Source organism: Mycobacterium sp. NGS66 (assembly GCF_059812225.1).
This window is the reverse complement of the sequence record NZ_JCALCG010000020.1, coordinates 26,422-46,572: the sequence shown is the minus strand read 5'-3', so window position 1 is coordinate 46,572 and position 20,151 is coordinate 26,422. Positions and strand designations below refer to the sequence as shown.

Annotated in this window: 18 protein-coding genes and 1 pseudogene; 9 read left to right on the top strand and 10 right to left on the bottom strand. The window is 66.3% G+C overall.

The features are described from left to right. Nucleotides 1-3: 3 nt before the first annotated feature. Nucleotides 4-957 (bottom strand): DUF5336 domain-containing protein, encoded by a 954-nt coding sequence (locus AC5Y2L_RS26770; protein ID WP_499937910.1) that lies wholly within the window; start codon nucleotides 955-957, stop codon nucleotides 4-6. Nucleotides 958-1,102: 145 nt separating this feature from the next. On the opposite strand from AC5Y2L_RS26770, the gene AC5Y2L_RS26765 reads away from it, so the two are divergent. Beyond that, nucleotides 1,103-1,951, top strand: coding sequence for an LLM class F420-dependent oxidoreductase (locus AC5Y2L_RS26765; protein ID WP_499937908.1), 849 nt, complete (start codon nucleotides 1,103-1,105; stop codon nucleotides 1,949-1,951). A gap of 64 nt (nucleotides 1,952-2,015) precedes the next feature. On the opposite strand, the gene AC5Y2L_RS26760 is transcribed toward AC5Y2L_RS26765, so the two are convergent. Genes AC5Y2L_RS26760 through sucC form a run of 3 tightly spaced genes read right to left on the bottom strand, consistent with a single transcriptional unit; the run spans nucleotide 2,016 to nucleotide 5,684 of the window. After that, a complete protein-coding gene (locus tag AC5Y2L_RS26760) occupies nucleotides 2,016-3,542 on the bottom strand; it encodes an acetyl-CoA acetyltransferase (RefSeq protein WP_499937906.1) in 1,527 nt (508 codons plus the stop codon). 54 nt (nucleotides 3,543-3,596) lie between these two features. Beyond that, nucleotides 3,597-4,499, bottom strand: coding sequence for a succinate--CoA ligase subunit alpha (gene sucD, locus AC5Y2L_RS26755; RefSeq protein ID WP_499937904.1), 903 nt, complete (start codon nucleotides 4,497-4,499; stop codon nucleotides 3,597-3,599). 21 nt (nucleotides 4,500-4,520) lie between these two features. Continuing rightward, on the bottom strand, nucleotides 4,521-5,684 hold the full coding sequence (gene sucC / locus AC5Y2L_RS26750; RefSeq protein ID WP_499937902.1) for an ADP-forming succinate--CoA ligase subunit beta: 1,164 nt from the start codon (nucleotides 5,682-5,684) through the stop codon (nucleotides 4,521-4,523). Nucleotides 5,685-5,967: 283 nt separating this feature from the next. Between sucC and AC5Y2L_RS26745 the strand changes: the two genes are divergently transcribed. Next, on the top strand, nucleotides 5,968-7,050 hold the full coding sequence (locus AC5Y2L_RS26745; protein ID WP_499937900.1) for a M23 family metallopeptidase: 1,083 nt from the start codon (nucleotides 5,968-5,970) through the stop codon (nucleotides 7,048-7,050). A gap of 4 nt (nucleotides 7,051-7,054) precedes the next feature. Beyond that, nucleotides 7,055-7,609, top strand: a complete 555-nt coding sequence (locus AC5Y2L_RS26740; protein WP_499937899.1) for a hypothetical protein — start codon at nucleotides 7,055-7,057, stop codon at nucleotides 7,607-7,609. A 19-nt stretch (nucleotides 7,610-7,628) separates the two neighbouring features. Here the strand turns inward: AC5Y2L_RS26740 and pcrA are convergent, their stop codons facing one another. Then, on the bottom strand, nucleotides 7,629-9,983 hold the full coding sequence (pcrA, locus tag AC5Y2L_RS26735) for a DNA helicase PcrA (protein WP_499937897.1): 2,355 nt from the start codon (nucleotides 9,981-9,983) through the stop codon (nucleotides 7,629-7,631). A gap of 200 nt (nucleotides 9,984-10,183) precedes the next feature. Between pcrA and AC5Y2L_RS26730 the strand changes: the two genes are divergently transcribed. Together AC5Y2L_RS26730 and pgi are read left to right on the top strand one after the other, a co-directional pair. Next, a complete protein-coding gene (locus AC5Y2L_RS26730) occupies nucleotides 10,184-10,498 on the top strand; it encodes a chorismate mutase (RefSeq protein WP_499937895.1) in 315 nt (104 codons plus the stop codon). A gap of 86 nt (nucleotides 10,499-10,584) precedes the next feature. After that, nucleotides 10,585-12,246, top strand: coding sequence for a glucose-6-phosphate isomerase (gene pgi / locus AC5Y2L_RS26725; RefSeq protein WP_499937893.1), 1,662 nt, complete (start codon nucleotides 10,585-10,587; stop codon nucleotides 12,244-12,246). Nucleotides 12,247-12,311: 65 nt separating this feature from the next. On the opposite strand, the gene AC5Y2L_RS26720 is transcribed toward pgi, so the two are convergent. After that, nucleotides 12,312-12,893, bottom strand: coding sequence for a TetR/AcrR family transcriptional regulator (locus tag AC5Y2L_RS26720; RefSeq protein WP_499938087.1), 582 nt, complete (start codon nucleotides 12,891-12,893; stop codon nucleotides 12,312-12,314). Nucleotides 12,894-12,979: 86 nt separating this feature from the next. Between AC5Y2L_RS26720 and AC5Y2L_RS26715 the strand changes: the two genes are divergently transcribed. Continuing rightward, a complete protein-coding gene (locus tag AC5Y2L_RS26715; protein ID WP_499937891.1) occupies nucleotides 12,980-14,299 on the top strand; it encodes an oxygenase MpaB family protein in 1,320 nt (439 codons plus the stop codon). A gap of 82 nt (nucleotides 14,300-14,381) precedes the next feature. Here AC5Y2L_RS26715 and AC5Y2L_RS26710 read toward each other — a convergent pair whose 3' ends face one another. From AC5Y2L_RS26710 to cobF, 4 genes and pseudogenes are all read right to left on the bottom strand, one after another. After that, nucleotides 14,382-15,131, bottom strand: coding sequence for an SDR family oxidoreductase (locus AC5Y2L_RS26710; protein WP_499937889.1), 750 nt, complete (start codon nucleotides 15,129-15,131; stop codon nucleotides 14,382-14,384). 16 nt (nucleotides 15,132-15,147) lie between these two features. Further along, nucleotides 15,148-15,615 carry a zinc finger domain-containing protein gene (locus AC5Y2L_RS26705; protein WP_499938085.1) on the bottom strand — a complete coding sequence of 156 codons (468 nt, stop codon included), beginning with the start codon at nucleotides 15,613-15,615 and terminating at the stop codon, nucleotides 15,148-15,150. A gap of 159 nt (nucleotides 15,616-15,774) precedes the next feature. Continuing rightward, nucleotides 15,775-16,107 (bottom strand): annotated as a pseudogene (locus tag AC5Y2L_RS26700) (DNA-formamidopyrimidine glycosylase family protein); the annotation flags it as partial. Beyond that, the gene (gene cobF, locus AC5Y2L_RS26695) at nucleotides 16,052-16,792 is read right to left on the bottom strand and encodes a precorrin-6A synthase (deacetylating) (RefSeq protein ID WP_499937887.1); all 741 of its coding nucleotides are present in this window, start codon (nucleotides 16,790-16,792) and stop codon (nucleotides 16,052-16,054) included. The gene cobF and the pseudogene AC5Y2L_RS26700, both read right to left, overlap by 56 nt. 123 nt (nucleotides 16,793-16,915) lie before the next feature. Between cobF and AC5Y2L_RS26690 the strand changes: the two genes are divergently transcribed. The 3 genes from AC5Y2L_RS26690 (at nucleotide 16,916) to AC5Y2L_RS26680 (ending at nucleotide 20,145) form a co-directional block, all read left to right on the top strand. Continuing rightward, on the top strand, nucleotides 16,916-17,821 hold the full coding sequence (locus AC5Y2L_RS26690; RefSeq protein WP_499937886.1) for an AurF N-oxygenase family protein: 906 nt from the start codon (nucleotides 16,916-16,918) through the stop codon (nucleotides 17,819-17,821). Then, the gene (locus AC5Y2L_RS26685) at nucleotides 17,818-19,074 is read left to right on the top strand and encodes a DUF4873 domain-containing protein (RefSeq protein ID WP_499937884.1); all 1,257 of its coding nucleotides are present in this window, start codon (nucleotides 17,818-17,820) and stop codon (nucleotides 19,072-19,074) included. Before AC5Y2L_RS26690 ends, AC5Y2L_RS26685 begins: the two co-directional genes overlap by 4 nt. 297 nt (nucleotides 19,075-19,371) lie before the next feature. Continuing rightward, complete coding sequence (locus tag AC5Y2L_RS26680) at nucleotides 19,372-20,145, top strand: STAS domain-containing protein (RefSeq protein ID WP_499937882.1); 774 nt, start codon at nucleotides 19,372-19,374, stop codon at nucleotides 20,143-20,145. The last annotated feature ends 6 nt before the right edge of the window (nucleotides 20,146-20,151 follow it).

The following is a 20,151-nucleotide window of genomic DNA, read 5'->3' as shown; positions in this document are numbered from 1 at the left end:
CGGTTAGGCCGGCGCCGACCCAGGTGCTGACTGCTGCCCCTGGCCGTAATTCTGTGACTGCTGGCCGCCGGACGGGTTTGAGTAGTTGACCGTCGCCCCAGCGTCAGACCCGCTGCCCGCGTTGGCCGACGGCGGCGGTGCATAGCTGGGGAAGCCGGTGGGCGGCGTGGTCGGTGTCTGGAATGTCGGCTGAGGTCCCGACTGTGCGGCCGGTTGAGGTCCTGACTGCGCGGCAGGCTGCGGTCCCGACTGGGCCGAGGGCGCGGCGCCGAATCCACCCGTCGACGGATTCGAGCCGGAGATTACGGTCTGCGACGCCATGTTGCCCGGGCTCGGCGGCTGGCCCTGGCCCGGGCTCGAGCCGTAGCCGCCGTAGGGCGAGCCGTACCCGGGTGGCGGTCCGGGTTGTTGTTGGGCCGGCTGACCGTAGTACGGCTGCTGCCCATACTGGCCGTACTGCCCGTACTGGCCATACTGCTGCTGGTACGGGTCGTACTTGGGCCGCGGCGGCGGCATGGTGATCGCGCCGGACTCCAGCAGCAGCGCCCCGACCGCGGACGCCGCCTGGAAGAAGGTGAAGGTCAGGACAAGCCAGAGTCCCCAGGGAGTGCCGCTGTCGGATGCGTTGACGGTCTCCGAGATCGCCAGCAGAAAGCCGAGCACCGAGATCGCGGCGACCACGCCAGGGTTGGCCTTCGGCTTGGGCACTAGGCCGGCGGCGGCGAGCAGTCCCGCGAGCAGGGCCGCGACGACCGACCGGACATGACCGCCCGGGCCGAAACTTGCGAAGTATGCCGCCAGGCCGAGGCCGATGACGGCGAAGCCCAGATACTGCGGAAGTTTGCTTTCCGCGGGCTCCTTGGCGAAATCGGGTGTCGCCGCCTGCGCGGCGCCCGGGTAGGACCCTGAGGGCTGCTGCGCGGGTGGATATCCGGGACTACCGGGTGAGTAGGTCATTGACTCCTCCTGTTGCTTCCCAGGCTGGCCGCGCTTGCATGGCGACGGGATTCGTTCACCAACGCTAGCGCACGTCGGGAACGCGGTGCGGGGGCGCTCAACTCCCGCTTGCCCCGCACAGGTAGAACACGTTCTAATCCTGTGCATGGATTACGGCCTTGTGCTTTTCACCAGCGACCGGGGCATTACCCCGGCGGCAGCCGCAAAGCTCGCCGACGACCACGGCTTTCGTACCTTCTACGTGCCGGAACACACCCACATTCCGGTCAAGCGTGAGGCGGCCCATCCGACGACGGGCGACGCGTCGCTGCCGGATGACAGATATATGCGCACGCTGGACCCGTGGGTGAGTCTGGGCGCGGCGTGCGCGGTGACATCGCGGGTGCGGCTGTCCACCGCGGTGGCGCTGCCCGTCGAGCACGACCCGATCACGCTGGCGAAAAGCATCGCCACCCTCGACCATCTGTCCGGGGGCAGGGTCAGTCTGGGCGTTGGGTTCGGCTGGAACACCGACGAGCTGGCCGATCACGGCGTGCCGCCCGCCCGCCGACGCACCATGTTGCGCGAGTACATCGAGGCAATGCGGGCACTGTGGACCCAGGAAGAGGCCGCCTACGACGGCGAATTCGTCAAGTTCGGGCCGAGCTGGGCCTGGCCCAAGCCGGTGCAGCAGCACATTCCGGTGCTGGTGGGCGCGGCCGGAACGGAAAAGAATTTCAAGTGGATCGCCCGCAGCGCGGATGGCTGGATCACCACGCCACGCGACTTCGACATCGACGAGCCGGTGAAGCTGCTGCAGGACATCTGGGCTGGGGCAGAGCGGGACGGCGCACCGCAGATCGTGGCGCTGGACTTCAAGCCGATCCCCGAGAAGCTGGCCCGCTGGGCCGAACTCGGCGTCACCGAGGTGTTGTTCGGCTTGCCTGATCGGCCCGACGCCGAGATCGCCGCCTACGTGGAGCGGCTGGCCGGCAAGCTGGCCGCGCTGGTTTAGCCGGCGAGCAGACGCAAAAGCACCCGACGCGCCGATGAAAAAGGTGATTTTGCGTCTGCTCGCCCTACAAAGTGCAGCGGTTGCCGTAGTCGAAGGAGCGCACCCGGACCGGTTTCCCAAGCGGATCGCCGTCGGTCAACTGCGCAATCGACTCGTCGTCCTCGGTGGTGGCCAGAAACCGGCTGCCATCGTCGAGACGACCGATGACGATGCCGGTCAGGCGGCCGTTGTCGCGGCGGACGGTGTAGGTCTCGACGGTGCCGTGCCCGTCGGCCCGCTCGGTCACCGGCACGCTGGGCGCGCTGTCGATCCGCGCCTGCAACGGCGCGCTGCCGTCGGGCTTCCATTCCGCCGCAGTGGTGGAGTAGACACCGACCGAGTATTTGCTCATGACTCCGCCGTTGGCGCCGACGATGCCGAACTGGCCTGGCGCACTCCGCATTCGGACGACGGTTTCGGCGATGCCATGCATCGAGTAGTTGTTGCCCGCGCCGCCGAAGAAGGGCAGCCCGCCGGTCAGGGTGAGACCGCGCGAGTCGTCGGGCGAGATGCCCATGCCGTCGCAGATGTTGAACACCGGGACCGGAAAGCAGCTGTACAGATCGAAGGTGGCGACGTCGTCGACTCCAATTCCGGCCACGCTCAGCGCCGCACGCACGGCCATGACGGCCGACGGGGCATGACCGAGATCCGGACGTTCCAGCAGACCCTGCTCCTGCAGGTCGGCGTGCCCGTGCAAATACACCCAGTTCTCCTCGGGCACGCCGAGCCGACGCGCGGTCGCGACCGACATCAGCAGCGCGGCCGCGCCCTGGTTCACCTGGTCGCGCGCGACCAGCAGCCGCGGGTAAGGCTCTGAGATCATTCGGTTGCGTTCGGTCACGGTGATCAACTCGTCGACGCTGTATTCGACCGGCGCCGCGGCGAACGGGTTGACCGCGGCGACCTTGGTGAACGGGGCGAACAATTCACCCATCCGCCGCAGATACTCGGCCGGCCCCAGTCCAGTTCCGGCCCGTCGCGCATTCTCCATCAGCGCGTATTGGGTCGGCGCATCGACCAGACCGTGAATGACGGTGTAGCGCGAGATGATTCCGTCGATGCCCTGACCGCGGTCTTCCAGGTCGCCGTCGACGGTCTCGGTGAAGTCGGGCTTGCGGTCGGCGTGCGCGAAGTGCCGAAGGGTCGACGTCGCGTCGGAGCCGAAGACCAGCGCGGCTTCCGAACGTCCCGCCGCGATCTCGGCGGCCAGCTCGCTGACCAGATGCTGGGGGCCTTGGCCGCCGACAATCTCCAGGATCGCGCGGGCGGGCCGTGCGCCGATCCGGTTGGCCACCGAGCGCGGGTAGTTGTTCGACCGTCCCAGCGGAGCGTTGACGACTGGTCCGGAGATCTCGAACTGGCGTACGCCGGCGACGGTGTCGATGGCGTCGGCCACCGATGCGGCGTCGGCACCGCAGTCCTTCAGCGCGGACTCGGCCGCGGCGGCGGCCAGCTCGACGGGTGACATGGCCCGGTAGTCGGGATCGTCGATGCGCTCGGCTGCCTGCCCGACGCCGACGACGACGGGCGTACGCCGATCAAGATTCATAGCCTTACTATCTACCGCAGGCCGGTCCCAGCGCCGCGGCTGGGGTGCGCAGCGCTAGAGGCTCTGCAGAATCTCCCGCGCCAGGGCCGCCGTCTCCGAGGGCGTCTTGCCCACCTTCACACCGGCGGCTTCCAGGGCTTCCTTCTTGGCGGCCGCGGTGCCCGACGAGCCCGAGACGATGGCACCCGCGTGGCCCATCGTCTTGCCCTCCGGAGCCGTGAATCCCGCCACATATCCGACCACCGGCTTGGACACGTTGGCCTTGATGAACTCCGCCGCCCGCTCTTCGGCGTCACCGCCGATCTCGCCGATCATCACGATGAGCTTGGTGTCGGGATCCTTCTCGAACGCCTCGATCGCGTCGATGTGGGTGGTGCCGATCACCGGGTCACCGCCGATGCCGATGGATGTGGTGAACCCGAAATCGCGCAGCTCGTACATCATCTGGTAGGTCAACGTGCCCGACTTGGACACCAGCCCGACGGGACCCGCTCCGGTGATGTTGGCCGGGGTGATGCCCACCAGCGACTGCCCGGGGCTGATGATGCCCGGGCAGTTCGGGCCGATGATTCTGGTCTTGCCGCCCTTCTCGAGGTTGTAGGCCCAGGCATATGCGGTGTCCTGCACCGGGATTCCCTCGGTGATGACCACCAGCAGCGGGATCTCGGCGTCGATGGCCTCGATGATGGCGTCCTTGGCGAACTTCGGTGGCACGAAGATGATCGAAACGTCGGCGCCGGTCTTCTCCATGGCCTCGGCGACGCTGCCGAACACGGGCAGCTTGACGATCCGGCCGCCCTTGTCCTCGTGGGTGACCGTGGTGCCGGCCTTGCGGGCGTTGACGCCGCCGACGATCTGCGTGCCCGCCTTGAGCATCCGCGCGGTGTGGACGGTGGCCTCGCTGCCGGTGATGCCCTGAACGATGACCTTGTTCTCTTTGGTCAAGAAGATGGACATGTGAGTCGTGGGTCCTTTCGCTCAGGCGCTCGCCAGTTCGGCTGCCTTGTCGGCGGCCTCGTCCATCGTCGGTACCAACGTCACCAGCGGGTGATTGGCCTCGGCCAGGATGCGCCGGCCCTCGTCGACGTTGTTGCCGTCCAGCCGCACCACCAGCGGCTTGTTCGCCTCGTCGCCGAGGATCTCCAGCGCCTTGACGATGCCGGTGGCAACCGCGTCGCAGGCGGTGATGCCACCGAAGACGTTGACGAACACGCTTTTGACCTGCGAGTCGCCCAACACCACGTCCAACCCGGCGGCCATTACCTCCGCGGAGGCGCCGCCGCCGATGTCCAGGAAGTTGGCCGGCTTGACCCCGCCGTGCTTCTCGCCGGCGTAGGCCACCACGTCCAGCGTCGACATCACCAGACCCGCGCCGTTGCCGATGATGCCGACCGAACCGTCGAGCTTGACGTAGTTGAGGTCGTGCTCCTTGGCCTTGAGCTCGAGCGGATCGGTAGCCGCGCGGTCCTCGAACTCGGCGTGGCCGGGCTGGCGGAAGGCGGCATTGGCATCCAGGGTGACCTTGCCGTCCAGCGCCAGGATCCGGTCGTCGGGTGTGCGGACCAGGGGGTTGACCTCCACCAGGGTGGCGTCCTCGGCGACGAACAGCTCCCACAGCTTGGCGATGGTGATCGCGGCGGCGTCCAGCACTTCGGCCGGCAGATGCCCCTGCTCGGCGATGGAGCGAGCGGTCGCGATGTCGACCCCCTTGACGGCGTTCACCGGGACCTTGGCGAGGCGGCCCGGCTTGGTGGCGGCCACCTCTTCGATCTCCATGCCTCCTTCGACCGAGCACATCGCGAGGTAGGTGCGGTTCGCCCGGTCCAGCAGGAAGGAGCAGTAGTACTCCTCGGCGATGTCGCTGGCCTCGGCCACCAGCAATTTCTTGACGATGTGACCCTTGATGTCCAGGCCCAGGATGTTCTTGGCGTGCTCGTAGGCCTCCTCCGGGGTCGCGGCGTATTTGACGCCGCCGGCCTTGCCCCGCCCACCGATCTTGACCTGCGCTTTGACCATCACCGGCCGGCCGATCTCGGCGGCGATGTCACGGGCGCCTTCGGCGGTATCGGTCACCCGGCCAGGAGTGCTGGGCACGTTGTGCTTGGCGAACAGCTCTTTCGCTTGGTACTCGAAAAGATCCATGGGCTCACTGTCTCTGCTTAGCGGGAGGCGGCACCGGTCTCGGCAACACGCACGGTGAACTGTATCCACCCACCGAACTCGATTCGCTTGTGGCCCCATCCCGCGCAGGATGACCACGCATAATCCGGAGCGGCACAGGTCATCTGGCACTTGAGCGGGTTAAACGTGATCAAGATCACAATCCGGCCCGTGATCTCGGCCGCGAGTTGCCAGTCCCGTAGGTCAGCGGATACCGTCTCAGGGTCCAGATAACGTTAAGGTCACGATCCGAGGACTTTTCAGGTTGTCGCAGCACCGACTCGCACGTTCTCGCGTCGCTGGAAGAGCAGTACGCACCAACCGCGAAAGCTGGACCCCTCACCGCAACGAAATCACCGAGATCCTTCCGCTGGACGGTTTCGACTTCGACGACCTCGACGATCTCTACGACACCGACCTCGGCGATCTGGAGTTGGAAGTCGAGTTCGCCGTCGACAACGAGATGCAGGTACTGCGGGCTCCTGAGCTCGATGATCTGCATGACACCGACAACCTGACTCCGCTGCGGTTGGCGTCCCCGCTAGAGCACACGGACGTGCTCCCCCGGGTCGTGGAGTTCGAGGCCGAACCGCGGCGCTACCGTCCCGACGAGCTGACCGTCGTGGAGATACCGCAGCGAGGTGGGCAGCACCGCAAGCAGCCGACCAGCGCGGCCAAGGGTCGCCTGATGATCTCGGCGATGGCGGCCGGCGCCGCGGCTGCGGCTGGACATGCGGCACTGACCCATTCCGACACCCACAAGACCGAGACCGTGCTGAGCGCCAACGCGTCGTCGCTGCTCGGAGGGTCGGGCGGCAGCGCAGCGCGGGGCGCGCAGGTTGTCGCCGTGCAGCCCGCCGCCAATGCCGCGGCCCACAACTTGGAACTCGCCAAAGGCGTGGCGTACGCCCAGGAGCGCGCCCAGCGCGAGGCGCGACTGCAACGACCGCTCTACGTGATGCCGACAAAGGGGATTTTCACGTCGAATTTCGGGTATCGCTGGGGTGTGCTGCACGCGGGAATCGATTTAGCCAATTCGATCGGAACACCGATCTACGCCGTGGCGGACGGCGTCGTCATTGACGCCGGGCCCACTGCCGGTTACGGCATGTGGGTCAAGCTGCGCCACGCCGACGGGACCGTCACCCTCTACGGCCACGTCAACACCACGCTGGTCAACGTCGGCGACCGGGTGATGGCGGGCGACCAGATCGCCACCATGGGCAACCGAGGCTTCTCCACCGGCCCGCACCTGCACTTCGAGGTGCAGCTGGGCGGCACCGAGCGAATCGACCCGGTGCCGTGGTTGGCCGCGCGCGGACTCAACGTCGGCAACTACGCCGGTTGAGCCGGTGACCGCGCCGAATACCCCACCCCCAGGCGCGCAACCGGCCGGGCCCGCTGCTTCGCCTGAATCGAAGGCCCGAATCATCCGGCGCGCGCCTACCGGCCCGATGCCAACCATCCCGGAATCGCCGACGAGCCTGATCCCGCCCCCAGTCGATCCGGGCGCGCGTCGCGTGTCCCCTCGGCTCGGTGAACCAACGGCCGGCACGACCATCGCCGCCTGCGCGGTCAGCATCGTCAGTGGGTGGGCCGCCTCGGTGGTGGCTACCGACCTGATCGCCGGTTGGTGGCGGACCGACCGCTTGTTCTGTATCGCGGTGGGTTTCCTCGCGCTGGTCTTTGCGTTGGCCACCATCTCGGGCGTGATCCTGCTGTTGCTGCACCGGCCGGTCGGGCGGTGGCTGATCGCGGCGGGCGGAGTGGTCGCGTTGCTGACTTACGGCGGCATCTTTCTCGCCGGCGCACGCGTTGCGTGGATCGTCTACACCCTTTGGGTGCTGCCGGTGGCCAGCATTGTGCTGGCGTGGCATCCGCGGACGAAGCGCTGGCTGCTGGGTTAAAGCGTCGGCTCAGTCGACGTCAGAGCTTGCTGACCGGGGCGTGGTTGTGCATCAGCTTGACTCGCCCCGCACTGCCGAAGTCGATCAGCGACATCGCCGACTCGCCCACGCCGGAAACTTCCTCGACGCGGCCCAGCCCGTATTTGTCGTGCGTCACCCGGTCACCGGGCTGCAACACCAGCACCGGACGCTTGCTGGCCGGTCGTGACGGGGACGGCCGCGGGGCGCCGAACCGGCCCGCGCCGCTTACCGGCGCGCTGAACGACGGCTTTGGCGCGGTGCGCCGCCAGTCGATCAGGTGCTGCGGGATCTCCCGCAGAAACCGCGACTCCGGGTTGAGCATCGGCTGTCCCCACGATGACCGGACGATCGCCCGGCTCAAATACAGTCGTTGCCGCGCGCGGGTAATGCCGACGTAAGCAAGCCGTCGTTCCTCGGACAGTTCGATCGGGTCGTCCAGCGCCCGTATGTGGGGGAACATCCCGTCCTCCCAGCCGGTGACGAAGACCACCGGGAACTCCAGGCCCTTGGCGGTATGCAGGGTCATCAGCGTCACCACGCCGGCATTGTGCTCGGGGATCTCGTCGCTGTCGGCGACCAGCGAGACCCGTTCCAGAAACGCGGCCAGCACACCGGTATCGGGCACATCCTCGTCCTCGGGTGGACGCTCGGCTTCCAGCGCGGCGGCGTTCGCCAGGTCGATGCTGAATTCGTGTGCGACACTGACGAGTTCGTTGAGGTTGTCCAGCCGCGCCAGCTCCTGCGGGTCGCTGGACGACTCCAATTCCCGACGGTAGCCGCTGCGTTCCAGCACCGACTCCACCAGTTCGCCGAGATCGTCATCCAGGCGGCCGCGCAGTTCGTCGAGCATTTCGACGAAGCCGGCGATGGCCTTCTCCGCTCGGCTGTTGAGCATCGGGACCTTGCCTTCGGCCGCGGCCACCAGCGCGTCGGCGAATGTGGCGCCGGTGTTCTCGGCGTACACCGCCACACAGGCTTCGGCGCGGTCACCGATGCCGCGGCGGGGGGTATTGAGGATGCGCCGCATGCTCACCGCGTCGCCGGGGTTGTCCAGCACCCGCAGATAGGCGACGATGTCGCGGATCTCCTTGCGTTCGTAAAACCGCACTCCGCCAACGACTTTGTAGGGAATCCCGGAGCGGATGAACACCTCTTCCAGCGACCGCGACGAGTTGTTGGTGCGGTAGAAGACGGCGACGTCGTTGTAGGTGATCTCGCCGAGCTCAACCAGCGCGTCGATTTCCTGGGCGACGAATCTCGCCTCGTCGTGCTCGTTGTCGGCGACGTAGCCGACGATCAGTTCCCCGTCACCGGCGTCGGTCCACAGCCGCTTCTCGCGGCGCCCGGCGTTGCGGGCGATCACCGAGTTGGCCGCCGACAGGATGTTCTGCGTGGAGCGGTAATTCTGTTCCAGCAGAATGGTTCTGGCGTCCGGGTAGTCGCGCTCGAAGTCTTCGATGTTGCGAATTGTGGCGCCCCGGAACGCATAGATCGACTGGTCGGCGTCGCCTACCACGCACAACTCCGCCGGCGGCACCGCGTCGGAGTCGTCAGAACCACGGCCTACCAATTCACGCACCAGCACGTACTGCGCGTGGTTGGTGTCCTGATACTCGTCGACCAGCACATGCCGGAATCTCCGCCGGTAGTACTGGGCGATCTGCGGGAAGGTCTGTAACACCGCGACGGTTTCGCCGATGAGATCGTCGAAGTCCAGCGCGTTGGCCGCCCGCAGCCGCCGCTGGTATTCGCCGTAGACCGACGCGACGGTGCGGGCCAGCTCGTCGGAGTCGTCGGTCAATGCCGAAACCGCCCGATACGGGTCGATCAATTCGTTCTTCAGGTTGGAGATCGCGTTGGCCAGCAGCCGCGGCGAATACCGCTTGATGTCCAAACCCATGTCGCGGCCGATCATCTGCAGCAGACGCCGCGAATCGTCGGCGTCATAGATCGAGAAGTTCGATTTCAGGCCCTCGATCAACGACGCCTGGTTGCGCAAGATCCGCACGCATGTCGAGTGAAAGGTGGACACCCACATGTACCGGGCCCGGTCACCGACCAGCCGGACCACCCGGTCGCGCATCTCGGCGGCGGCCTTGTTGGTGAAGGTGATCGCCAGGATCTGGCCCACCCCCACACCGCGGGCCGCGATCAGGTACGCGATGCGCCGCGTCAACACCGCCGTCTTCCCCGAGCCCGCGCCCGCGACGATCAGCAGGGGCGAACCCTCATGCACCACCGCCTGGCGCTGTTGCGGATTGAGACCTTCGAGCAGTCCATCCAATTCCGGGGGTGCCAATTCCGGGGGCGCCAATTCCCGGGGAGTTTGGGGGGCGGTTGCGTGCACACTCATGTCGCTCCAAACTTACCGCCGCCGGGGGACATCTTTGCGCCGGTGCGGCCGTTGATGGCACACTCGATTGGTGCTCCACCTGCAGCCCCGATTTTTTTATGGGTACCGACCAGCGGTGCCCTGGGTTTAGCTGCATTTCGCACGGCCCCGTGGTCCGCATCGGATTCGGGGCTCGTTTCTTGTGTGAGGCCTGAAACCGAATGAGACCAGAACCCCCACAACATGAAAGCGCGGAGTCAGCAGAGATGAACGCAGAGACAATCCAGGCCTCCGAGGTCGACATCGAAGAGTTGCGCCATGAGATCGACCGGCTGGACGCGGAGATCCTCGCCGCGGTCAAGCGGCGCGCCGAAGTGTCCCAGGCAATCGGCAGGGCTCGCATGGCGTCCGGCGGCACCCGGCTTGTGCACAGCCGCGAGATGAAAGTCATCGAGCGCTACAGCGAGCTCGGTCCCGACGGCAAGGACCTGGCAATGCTGCTGTTGCGGTTGGGTCGCGGCCGGCTCGGTCACTGAGCTGTGGTGCCGCTGCACCCCGCAGTTCACGCCTGATCGGTAGCGAGTACTGGGTAGCGGGTGCACGGGGCCACTAGGGTCGAGTCATGACCGTGCAATCAATCCCTGACATCACGGCCACCCCGGCATGGGAGGCCCTGCGCACGCATCACCAACAGATCGGACAAACCCACCTACGCCAGCTCTTCGCCGACGATCCCGACCGCGGGCGCGAGCTCACCGTCACGGTCGGGGACCTCTACATCGACTACAGCAAACACCGCATCACTCGCGAGACGCTGCGGCTGCTGGTCGATCTGGCGCGCGCAGCCAACCTCGAAGAGCGTCGCGACGAGATGTTCTCCGGTGTGCACATCAACACCTCGGAGGACCGCGCAGTCTTGCACACCGCCCTGCGGCTGCCTCGCGACGCCGAGCTGGTGGTCGACGGCCAGAACGTCGTCGAGGATGTGCATGCGGTACTGGATGCGATGGGTGACTTCACCGACCGGTTGCGCAGCGGCGAGTGGACCGGAGCAACCGGAAAGCGCATCAGCACCGTCGTCAACATCGGGATCGGCGGGTCCGACCTGGGACCGGTGATGGCCTATCAAGCGCTGCGCCACTACGCCGACGCGGGGATTTCGGCCCGGTTCGTCTCCAACGTCGACCCCGCCGACCTGATCGCGGAGCTGGCCGACTTGGACCCTGCCACAACACTTTTCGTTGTGGCTTCCAAGACCTTCTCCACCCTGGAGACGATCACCAACGCCACCGCGGCGCGGCGCTGGCTGACCGACGCGCTCGGCGACGCCGCGGTGTCCCACCACTTCGTCGCAGTGTCCACCAACAAGCGCCTGGTCGACGACTTCGGCATCAACACCGACAACATGTTCGGCTTCTGGGATTGGGTGGGCGGCCGGTATTCGGTCGACTCGGCGATCGGACTGTCGCTGATGGCCGTCATCGGACGAGAGGCGTTCGCCGATTTCCTGTCCGGGTTCCACATTGTCGACGAGCACTTCCGCACCGCCTCGTTGGAGTCGAATGCCCCTGTGCTGCTTGGTCTTATCGGCCTGTGGTACTCCAACTTCTTCGACGCGCAGTCACGCGCCGTACTGCCCTACTCCAACGACTTGGCGCGGTTCGCCGCCTATTTGCAGCAGCTGACCATGGAGTCCAACGGCAAGTCGACGCGAGCCGACGGCAAACCGGTGAGCACCGACACCGGTGAAATCTTCTGGGGCGAACCGGGAACCAACGGCCAGCACGCCTTCTACCAGTTGCTGCATCAGGGCACCCGGTTGGTGCCGGCCGATTTCATCGGCTTCAGCCAGCCGCTCGACGACCTTCCCACGGTCGAGGGCACCGGCAGCATGCACGACCTGTTGATGAGCAACTTCTTCGCCCAGACCCAGGTGCTGGCGTTCGGCAAAACCGCCGAAGAGATTGCCGCCGAGGGCACTCCGGAAGACGTGGTGCCGCACAAGGTGATGCCCGGAAACCGGCCGTCGACCTCGATCCTGGCAAACCGGCTTACGCCGTCGGTGCTGGGCCAGCTGATTGCGCTCTACGAGCATCAGGTGTTCACCGAGGGCGTGATCTGGGGCATCGATTCGTTCGACCAGTGGGGTGTGGAGCTGGGCAAGACGCAGGCCAAGGCGCTGCTTCCGGTGCTCACCGGCGACGGGTCACCCGGAAAGCAATCGGACAGCTCGACCGACGCGCTGGTCCGTCGTTATCGAGCCGAAAGAGGCCGCGCGGGTTGACTTCCCGCCGCGAGCGTCCGCAAATGCACACGCTCACTTGGCATATCGCGTACAAATGCGGACGCTCACCGGACGATTGCTGGTCCAGCGAGCTCGGAGCCGAGTCGGCGCACAAAGGTGCGCAGTCGTTCCTGGGTCGCGGTTTGCGGATCACTGAGATGAAGCTGCAGCAATTCGCGACCGGCCGCGTGCAGGATGCGTGCGGTGTATTCCGGCTCGTGCAGCGCGGGATTGTGGCGCAGCAGTTCCCGGACGAAAAACGCATTCACCACGGCCTGGGATTTAGCCAGGCGAGCATACAACTCAGGCGGAGCGCCCTGTGGCGGAAACAAGAAGAGCCGCCACGTTGCCGGGTAGGCGTCGACCGCGGCCAGCACCCCGTCGAACGCGTGGATGAGAGTCTGGTCGTCGTCGACCGCGTCCAATCCTGAGATCGCCTCGGCGAACTGCGCGCCGGCCCGCGCCGCCTCCCGGTCGATCAGTTCGACGAACAGCCCGGCCAGGTCGCCGAACTTCTGATAGATCAACGAGCGGTCGATCCCGGCCGCCTCCGCGATGCGGTTCGGTGTTGCCGCGTGGAATCCCTCGGCGTCGACGATCGCGTGCGTGACGTCGAGAATCTGCTCGCGTCGCTGCTCGGCGGTCATGCGCCGCCTGGGGCGTTCCACGCTTGACAGCATAACTAACACCTTGTGAGTATTACTCACTAAGTGTTAGTTAGCCGGAGGTTGTGATGGTCGCGTACTACCCCGAACTCGCCGAACGCGTCCGAAGCCAGCGCGATTTGCAGCCCGACCTGTACGGCGACTTTGATTTCGACCAGCAGCCGGATCGCCTGGCCACCGAACCCGACGTCGACTCCGCACTGCCCGCCTGGGTAGCCGATCGCGCGCCGATCCTGGCCGACGACCGCGTAATGGAACTGATCAGCACGGCCACCCTGCTCGGCGACGTCGTCGCCGATCCCTATGCGGCACTGATGAATACGCACAGCGTCACGCAGCTGATCGACATGCTGAAGCGCGCCTGCCGGGAGGGCATCGAGGCGGTACCTGAGGCGCCGGACGAGCTGGTGTCGTTCATCGCCGCAATGGAGGACACCCCCGAGTGGATCGACTTCGACCTGGTCCGCGAAGGCGCTCGGCAAGAGCGCATCCCCGCGGCGCTACTGGCCCCATTCATTACCCGCGGAGCGTTCATCGCGACCTTCACCAACACCTACGCCGCGCTCCCGATGGCGCTGACCGGCGCACTCTCGGGCAAACGCGCAGCCCGGCGGGTCAACGAGACGGCCAGTTTCTTCGCCGTCACCACCCTGCCCGGTGCGCTGGACAGGTACGGCCCCGGCTTCGAAGCCGCCGCCATGGTCCGCCTGATGCACTCGATGGTCCGCTACAACGCCCTGAAAAAGTCCGGCAAATGGGACGTCTCGGTCTACGGCATGCCGGTGCCGCAGGTCGACCAGATGCCCGCCGGGATGATCGGGCAGTACCTGTTGGCCCGCAAGGCTCGTCAACAAGGCCGGACGAAGTTCACCAAAGAGGAACGCGCCGTCGTCGAATTCGCCAGGTATCGCTGTTTTCTCCTCGGCCTGCCACCGGAACTGCTGCCCTCAGAACCCGCCGACATCATGCACGTCATGCATGCTCGTTCGGCGTTGCTCCGTGACGGATTCGACGACATCTGCCGCGAACTCGTCCGCGGGACGATGGCGGCGTATCTGCGCCCGGACACCACTCTGTTCGACCGTTGCGCGGAAGCGGTCGAGAAGAGTTTCAGCAAGCTGACGTTCGTCCGCACGTTCTGCGGAGGTGATCGCGACATCGCCGAGGCCATGGGCGTCTCACTCGGCCCAACGGATCTCCTGCTCGTCGCCCTGACCGCGCCGTTCATCATCGGGCGTTTCACCGCCGTCAGCCATGCCAGCCGTATCCCCGTGCTGCGGGACATCACCGACGCATACGTGATCGGGTTGCTCAAGCTACGGCTGGCGACCTACGGCAGGCCCGAATTCACCACCGACGCAGCGCATTACACACCAGTACCGCACTGAGTTAGTAGCGCGAGGGTGCGCAAATGCACGCACTTACTCGACATATCACGTACATTTGCGCACCCTCGCGCACGGAAAAGCGTCAGGCGAAGCGCTTGGTCAAAGGCGGCGGCAGCACTCGCATCAGCTGCACCAGCGGCGCCCAGGGCCACCACGGCACAGCGGCTCGGCCGGGCTCGCGCTCGATCGCGCCGACGAGTGCTTTGACGCCAGTCTCGTTGTCCACCATCAACATTGTGCTGCCCGACTTGGCCGTCATCTCCGACTCGATGTAGCCGGGCTCCATCACCGAGACCTTGATGGGACCCTTGGCGTACTCGGCGCGCAGCGATTCGCCGAGCGACCGCACGCCGGCCTTGCTCGCCGCGTAGGCGGCCTTGACACCCGGCACACCCTTGTTGCCGAGCACCGAGGAGATGAGCACCAGATGGCCCGACCCGCTTTTGTGGAACATCTCCAGCGCGGTCTCGATCTGGACGAGCGCCGCCACCAAGTTGGTTTCGATGGTCGCCTTGTTCGCCCACAGCTTGCCGGAGCCCAGCTTGGCGCCCTTGCCGATGCCGGCGTTGACGATGATGCGGTCGATGCCGCCCAACTCGTCGGCCAGCTCGGCGAATACCTTGGGCACTTGCTCGTGGTCGTTGACGTCCAGGGCGGCGACCGCGATCTTGATTTGCGGATATTGCTGGGACAGTTCGGTTTTCAGCTCGTCGAGCCGGTCGGTGCGACGGGCGCACAACGCCAGGTCGCGACCCTGGGCGGCGAAGGCACGCGCCATTCCGGCGCCCAGGCCGGAACTGGCCCCGGTGATGAGGATCTTCTGGCGAGTCACCCGGGCAGCATATCGGCTACTTCAGCAGCCGCGACATGCGCCGGTCGGCGAGCACCTTGCCGCCGGTCTGGCAGGTCGGGCAGTACTGAAAAGACTTGTCCGCGAACGACACTTCACGGACGGTGTCTCCGCACACCGGACACGGCAATCCGGTGCGGGCGTGCACCCGCAGTCCTGAGCGCTTCTCGCCTTTGAGCATGGCGGCGCCCTGGCCGACGGAGCGGCTCACCGCGTCCGTCAGCACCGACACCATCGCGTCGTGCAGGGTGGTGAGCTGTTCGTCGGTGAGCTTCGCGGCCGTCGCGAACGGCGAGATCTTGGCGACGTGCAGGATTTCGTCGCTGTAGGCGTTGCCGATGCCGGCTATCACCTTCTGGTCGGTGATGACGGTTTTGATGCGGCCGGTGTTGCTGGCCATCAGCCGGGCCAGGTCGTCGGGGCTGAGCTCCAGCGCGTCCGGGCCCAGCGCGGCGATGCCCGGCACCTGCTTCGGTTCCTCGACCAGCCACACCGCCAGCCGCTTCTGGGTGCCGGCCTCGGTGAGGTCGAAACCCGGTGCGCTTCCCGGGGTGCCCAGGTGGACGCGCAGCCCGATCGGTCCTTTGCCCGGCCGCAACGGCGCGGCGGCCAGCTGCTCCGACCAGCGCAGCCAGCCTGCCCGCGACAAGTGCGCGATCAGAAACAGTTCGCCCGCGCGCAGGCCCAAATACTTGCCCCAGCGCTGGGCTCCCTCGACGGTCTGGCCGTGCAGCGCGGTGATCGGCGGGTTGAAGGTCTTCAGCACCGACAGCGCGGCGACATCGACGCGGCCGACGGTCAGACCGACCGCGTGGCGCCGCAAATGGTCAACCAGCGCTTCGATCTCGGGGAGTTCGGGCACGCGACCAGTCTGCCGATTGCCGCAGCGACGTGTCCATCTGTCACGGCGCCCTGAGCAGATAGGTGTCCATGATCCAGCCGTGCCGCGCGCGGGCATCGGCACGCAGGGCCTGGATACGCGCGCCGACGTCGCCCACACGCCCCGCCACCAGCAACTCGTCGGCGGTGCCCAAATACGCGCCCCACCAGATCAAAGTGTCGGCCGGGCAAACCTGAAAGGAGCAGTCGGCGTCGAGCATCACCACCGCCGAGCCCGACAGTCCGTGCGCGCGCAGCGCCCTGCCCGTGGTGATCAGCACCGGTTCGCCAACCTCGTTGAGCGGGATGCGGTGCCGGGCCGTCAGGGCCTGGACCGCCGTGATGCCGGGAATGACGTCATAGTCGATGTCGGTCTCCGCGGCGACGGCGTCCAGGATGCGTAGCGTGCTGTCGTACAGGGACGGGTCACCCCAGGCCAGGAAGGCCCCCACGCCGTCCGGGCCCAGTTCGGCGGCAATCGCCGACGCCCAAACCCGGGCTCGCGCCGCATGCCAATCTGACACCGCCTGGCGGTAGTCGGTATCCGCCGCGCGGGACGGGTCGGAGAGCGTGACAAATCGATAGCCCGGCTCGCGGATGAACCGCGCGCAGATCTGCCGGCGCAGCGTCAGCAGATCGCTTTTGGTTTCGCCCTTGTCCATCGCAAAGAAGACCTGCGTGTCGTTGAGCGCCTCGATGGCCTGGACGGTCAGGAAGTCGGGGTCCCCCACGCCGATGCCGATGACGTGAATACGTCGGCTCACCCGGCAAGCGTATTCGAATCGATGCGGCCAAACCTCTAGCCGATACCTCTGGTACCGGATACCATGCGTATTGACTATCGATTGATTTCCCGACAGCCCAAAAGCACCGAAGGGACATTAACGATGACCACTGCGGTCAAACCGGACGGGCCGAGCCGCGAAGAGTTCTCCGAGCGTCTGCTCAAGGGCTCGGTCAAGAAGTCATACGAGCCGGTCGTCGATATCGACTGGGATGCGCCGCTGGACCCGGACAAGTTCTTCCTGCCACCCCGGCTGGTGTCCCTCTACGGCACCCCGATGTGGGACGAGATGACCCGCGAGCAGCAGATCGAGCTGTCTCGTCAGGAAATGGTCAACACGCTCTCGGCCGGTATCTGGTTCGAGAACATGCTCAACCAGTCCTTGCTGCGCACCATCCTGCACGAGGACCCCACCTCCAAGACGGTCCATTACAAGCTGACCGAGCTGGGCGACGAGACCCGCCACATGGTGATGTTCGGCAAGGCGATCGAGCGCATGGGCGCCAAGCCGGTACAGCCGCGGCGGTTCCATCGGATGATCATCAACCTCCTGCCGCTGGTGTTCCAGCGCGGCTCGATGTTGTGGGTGGCCGCCCTGATCGGCGAGGAGATCTTCGACTCGCTGCAGCGCCAGATGATGGACGACCCGGAACTGCAGCCGATGATCCAGCGCCTGATGCGCATCCACGTCACCGAGGAAGCCCGGCACATCCAGTTCGCCCGCGACGGCGCGCGCAAGCGAGTGCAGACCATGCCTCGGCTCAACAGATGGTGGATGGCCAACTTCAACGGGCTGGGCGGCTACTTCTTCCGCTACCTGTTCAACAACCCGATCCCGTACGCGCGAGTGGGTCTGGATCCGGCGCGGGCACGCAAGCTCGCGCGCAGCAGCCCCCACCGGCACGAGGTGCACAAGGCCGGGTTCGCCCCGCTGGCCGCGTTCTTGGCCGAGGTGGGGCTGCTCGGTCCGATCGCCCGCTTCGGTTGGAAGCGGACCAACTTTCTGTGACGGCCACGGCGGTCGTCGTCGGTGCCGGGTCCGCCGGCCGGGCGGCAGCAAACCAGCTGCTGGCCGCCGGTATCACCGACTTCCTGATCTTGGACAAGGCACCCACCGGGGACGATTGGACGGCCGGCAGGTTGAGGCCCGGCTGCGAGGTCGTCGGCGCGGTGTTCGACGACGACACCGACACCTGGACGTTGCGGACCAGTGCCGGTGCGACGTTCCGGAGTCGGGTGGTGATCGCCGCACACCGTCCGCCGTTTGTCCCGTGGGTACCAAAGCTTAACGGGTGCAACGACTTTCGCGGGGAATCATTCCACGCAGCGGCCTGGGGCGCCGATTTCGATCCGGTGGGCAAACGCATCGCGATGGTGGGCACGGATGCCAGCGCCGGCTACCACATCGGCCGGCTCAAGGCCGACCCCACGGCATCGGTCACCGTGTTCGCACACGCCCCGCGCTGGGTGGTCACGCACATGTCGCCCTGGATCCCGCTGCGCACCGTCCCGGCCCTGCGCTGGCTACGCGCCCACACCGGGGGTAGTCAGGGACCTTCGGTGATCGATTCGCCGATCGACACGCTGACGCCCACCGGCATCCGCACCCGCGATGGCGTCGAGCACCGCGTCGACGCCATCGTCTATGGCACCGGCTTTCAGGTTCCCGCATGGCTGCCCGACGAGGCGCTGGTCGGCGCCGGTGGCGCGACCATCCGACAGACCTGGTACGACGGCATGGAGCCATACCTGGGGGTCGCCGTCCGCGGTTTTCCCAACTACTTCTTCATCACCGGACCCGATGTCGACATGCAGACCCGCTTCGTCGCGCAATGCGTGGAACTGTTGCACCGCGACGGCCGCACCCGCATCGAGGTGCTACGCAGCAGCCAGCAGGTCTTCAACGAACGCGCGCATCTGGGACCGGACCGCCCCTATCGGGCGGCCAAGGCGTTCGACGTGACCGCCGGGCCGGCCGACGACGACGGGACCTACGACGGCGACGCGACGCTGACCATTGCCGGCGTCGTCCACCCGGTGCGGGTTCGGCTGCGGGGCCGTCTCGATCCCATCGACGGGCGCTACCACTGGCAGGGCACGGTATTCAGTTCGCTCCCCGACGACGCGCTCAAACAGACCCGGGGCGTGACGTTGACCGTCGGCGAACGCAGCGTCCCGGCACGCATCGTCGAGCAGACACCGTGGGGCACCCACTCGATCGCTGGGGTAGGCGCGCCTCCGTACCAGCTGAGCCGAGCTTGAGACACGACGGATTTCTTAGCTGTCGACATCCGGGGAATGCGGATAGGCTGACCCTCGAGGTTCCCACACAGCCCAAGTGGGTAATTGACGTTAGTGTTGCGCGCAGCGGAGGGCCAGACACGACGAGATCGACATGTTCGGCGTTAGCAAGGTGTTCACGCCCAGGGCCGTGCTGTCAACCGGCTCGCACGTCGACGATGGTTTAGGAGACATCAGAAGTTTTGTGCCGCCGAGAGGCGGCATTCGTCGGCATTCGACCAGGTCGCAATTCAAGGAGCGCCAGATGGAACGGGACGGGTGGGTGCGGTGAGCGCGATCGCAGGTTCGGCCAACTCGTTGGCCGTGGTGTCCCGAACCGAGGAGTCGGCGGTCGTGCTGACCGTCGACGGTGTGTTGGACACCGCCAATTCAGCGGCGTTGCTGGACAGCATCTTCAAGGCGATCCGCCAAGGGCCGTCAGCGGTGATTGTCGACGTCACCGCGCTTCGAGCACCGGAGGAGTCCGCGTGGTCGACGCTGATGAGCGCACGCTGGCAGAACGACCGCAGACCCGATATTCCGGTGCTGCTGGTCTGCGCGAACCGCACCAGCCGTGAGGTGATCGAACGCAGCGGGGTGGCCCGGTTGCTGCCGGTGTTCGCCACCGACAAGACGGCGCTGAAGGCCGTCGCCCGACTCGCGCGCACCAAGGTTCACCGGGCCAAAGCGGAGTTGCCCGCCCACCTGAGCAGCCTTCGGGAGTCGCGTCAGCTGGTCCGCGAGTGGTTCACCGCCTGGTCGCAGCCCGGGCTCATCCCGGTCGCCCTGGTGGTGGTCAACGTGTTCATCGAGAACGTGCTGGAACACACCGATAGTCAACCGCTGATGATCATCGAGTGCGACGGCCGCTCCGCGACCATCGCCGTATCGGACACCAGTTCGACGCCCGCGATGCGGCTGGAGTCGCCGGCGAAGGGGATCGACGTATCGGGCCTGGCGATCGTCGGGGCGTTGTCGCGGGATTGGGGCAGTACACCCACCGCGTCGGGCAAGACGGTGTGGGCGATCATCGGTCCGGATAACCAGCTCTAGCAGCAC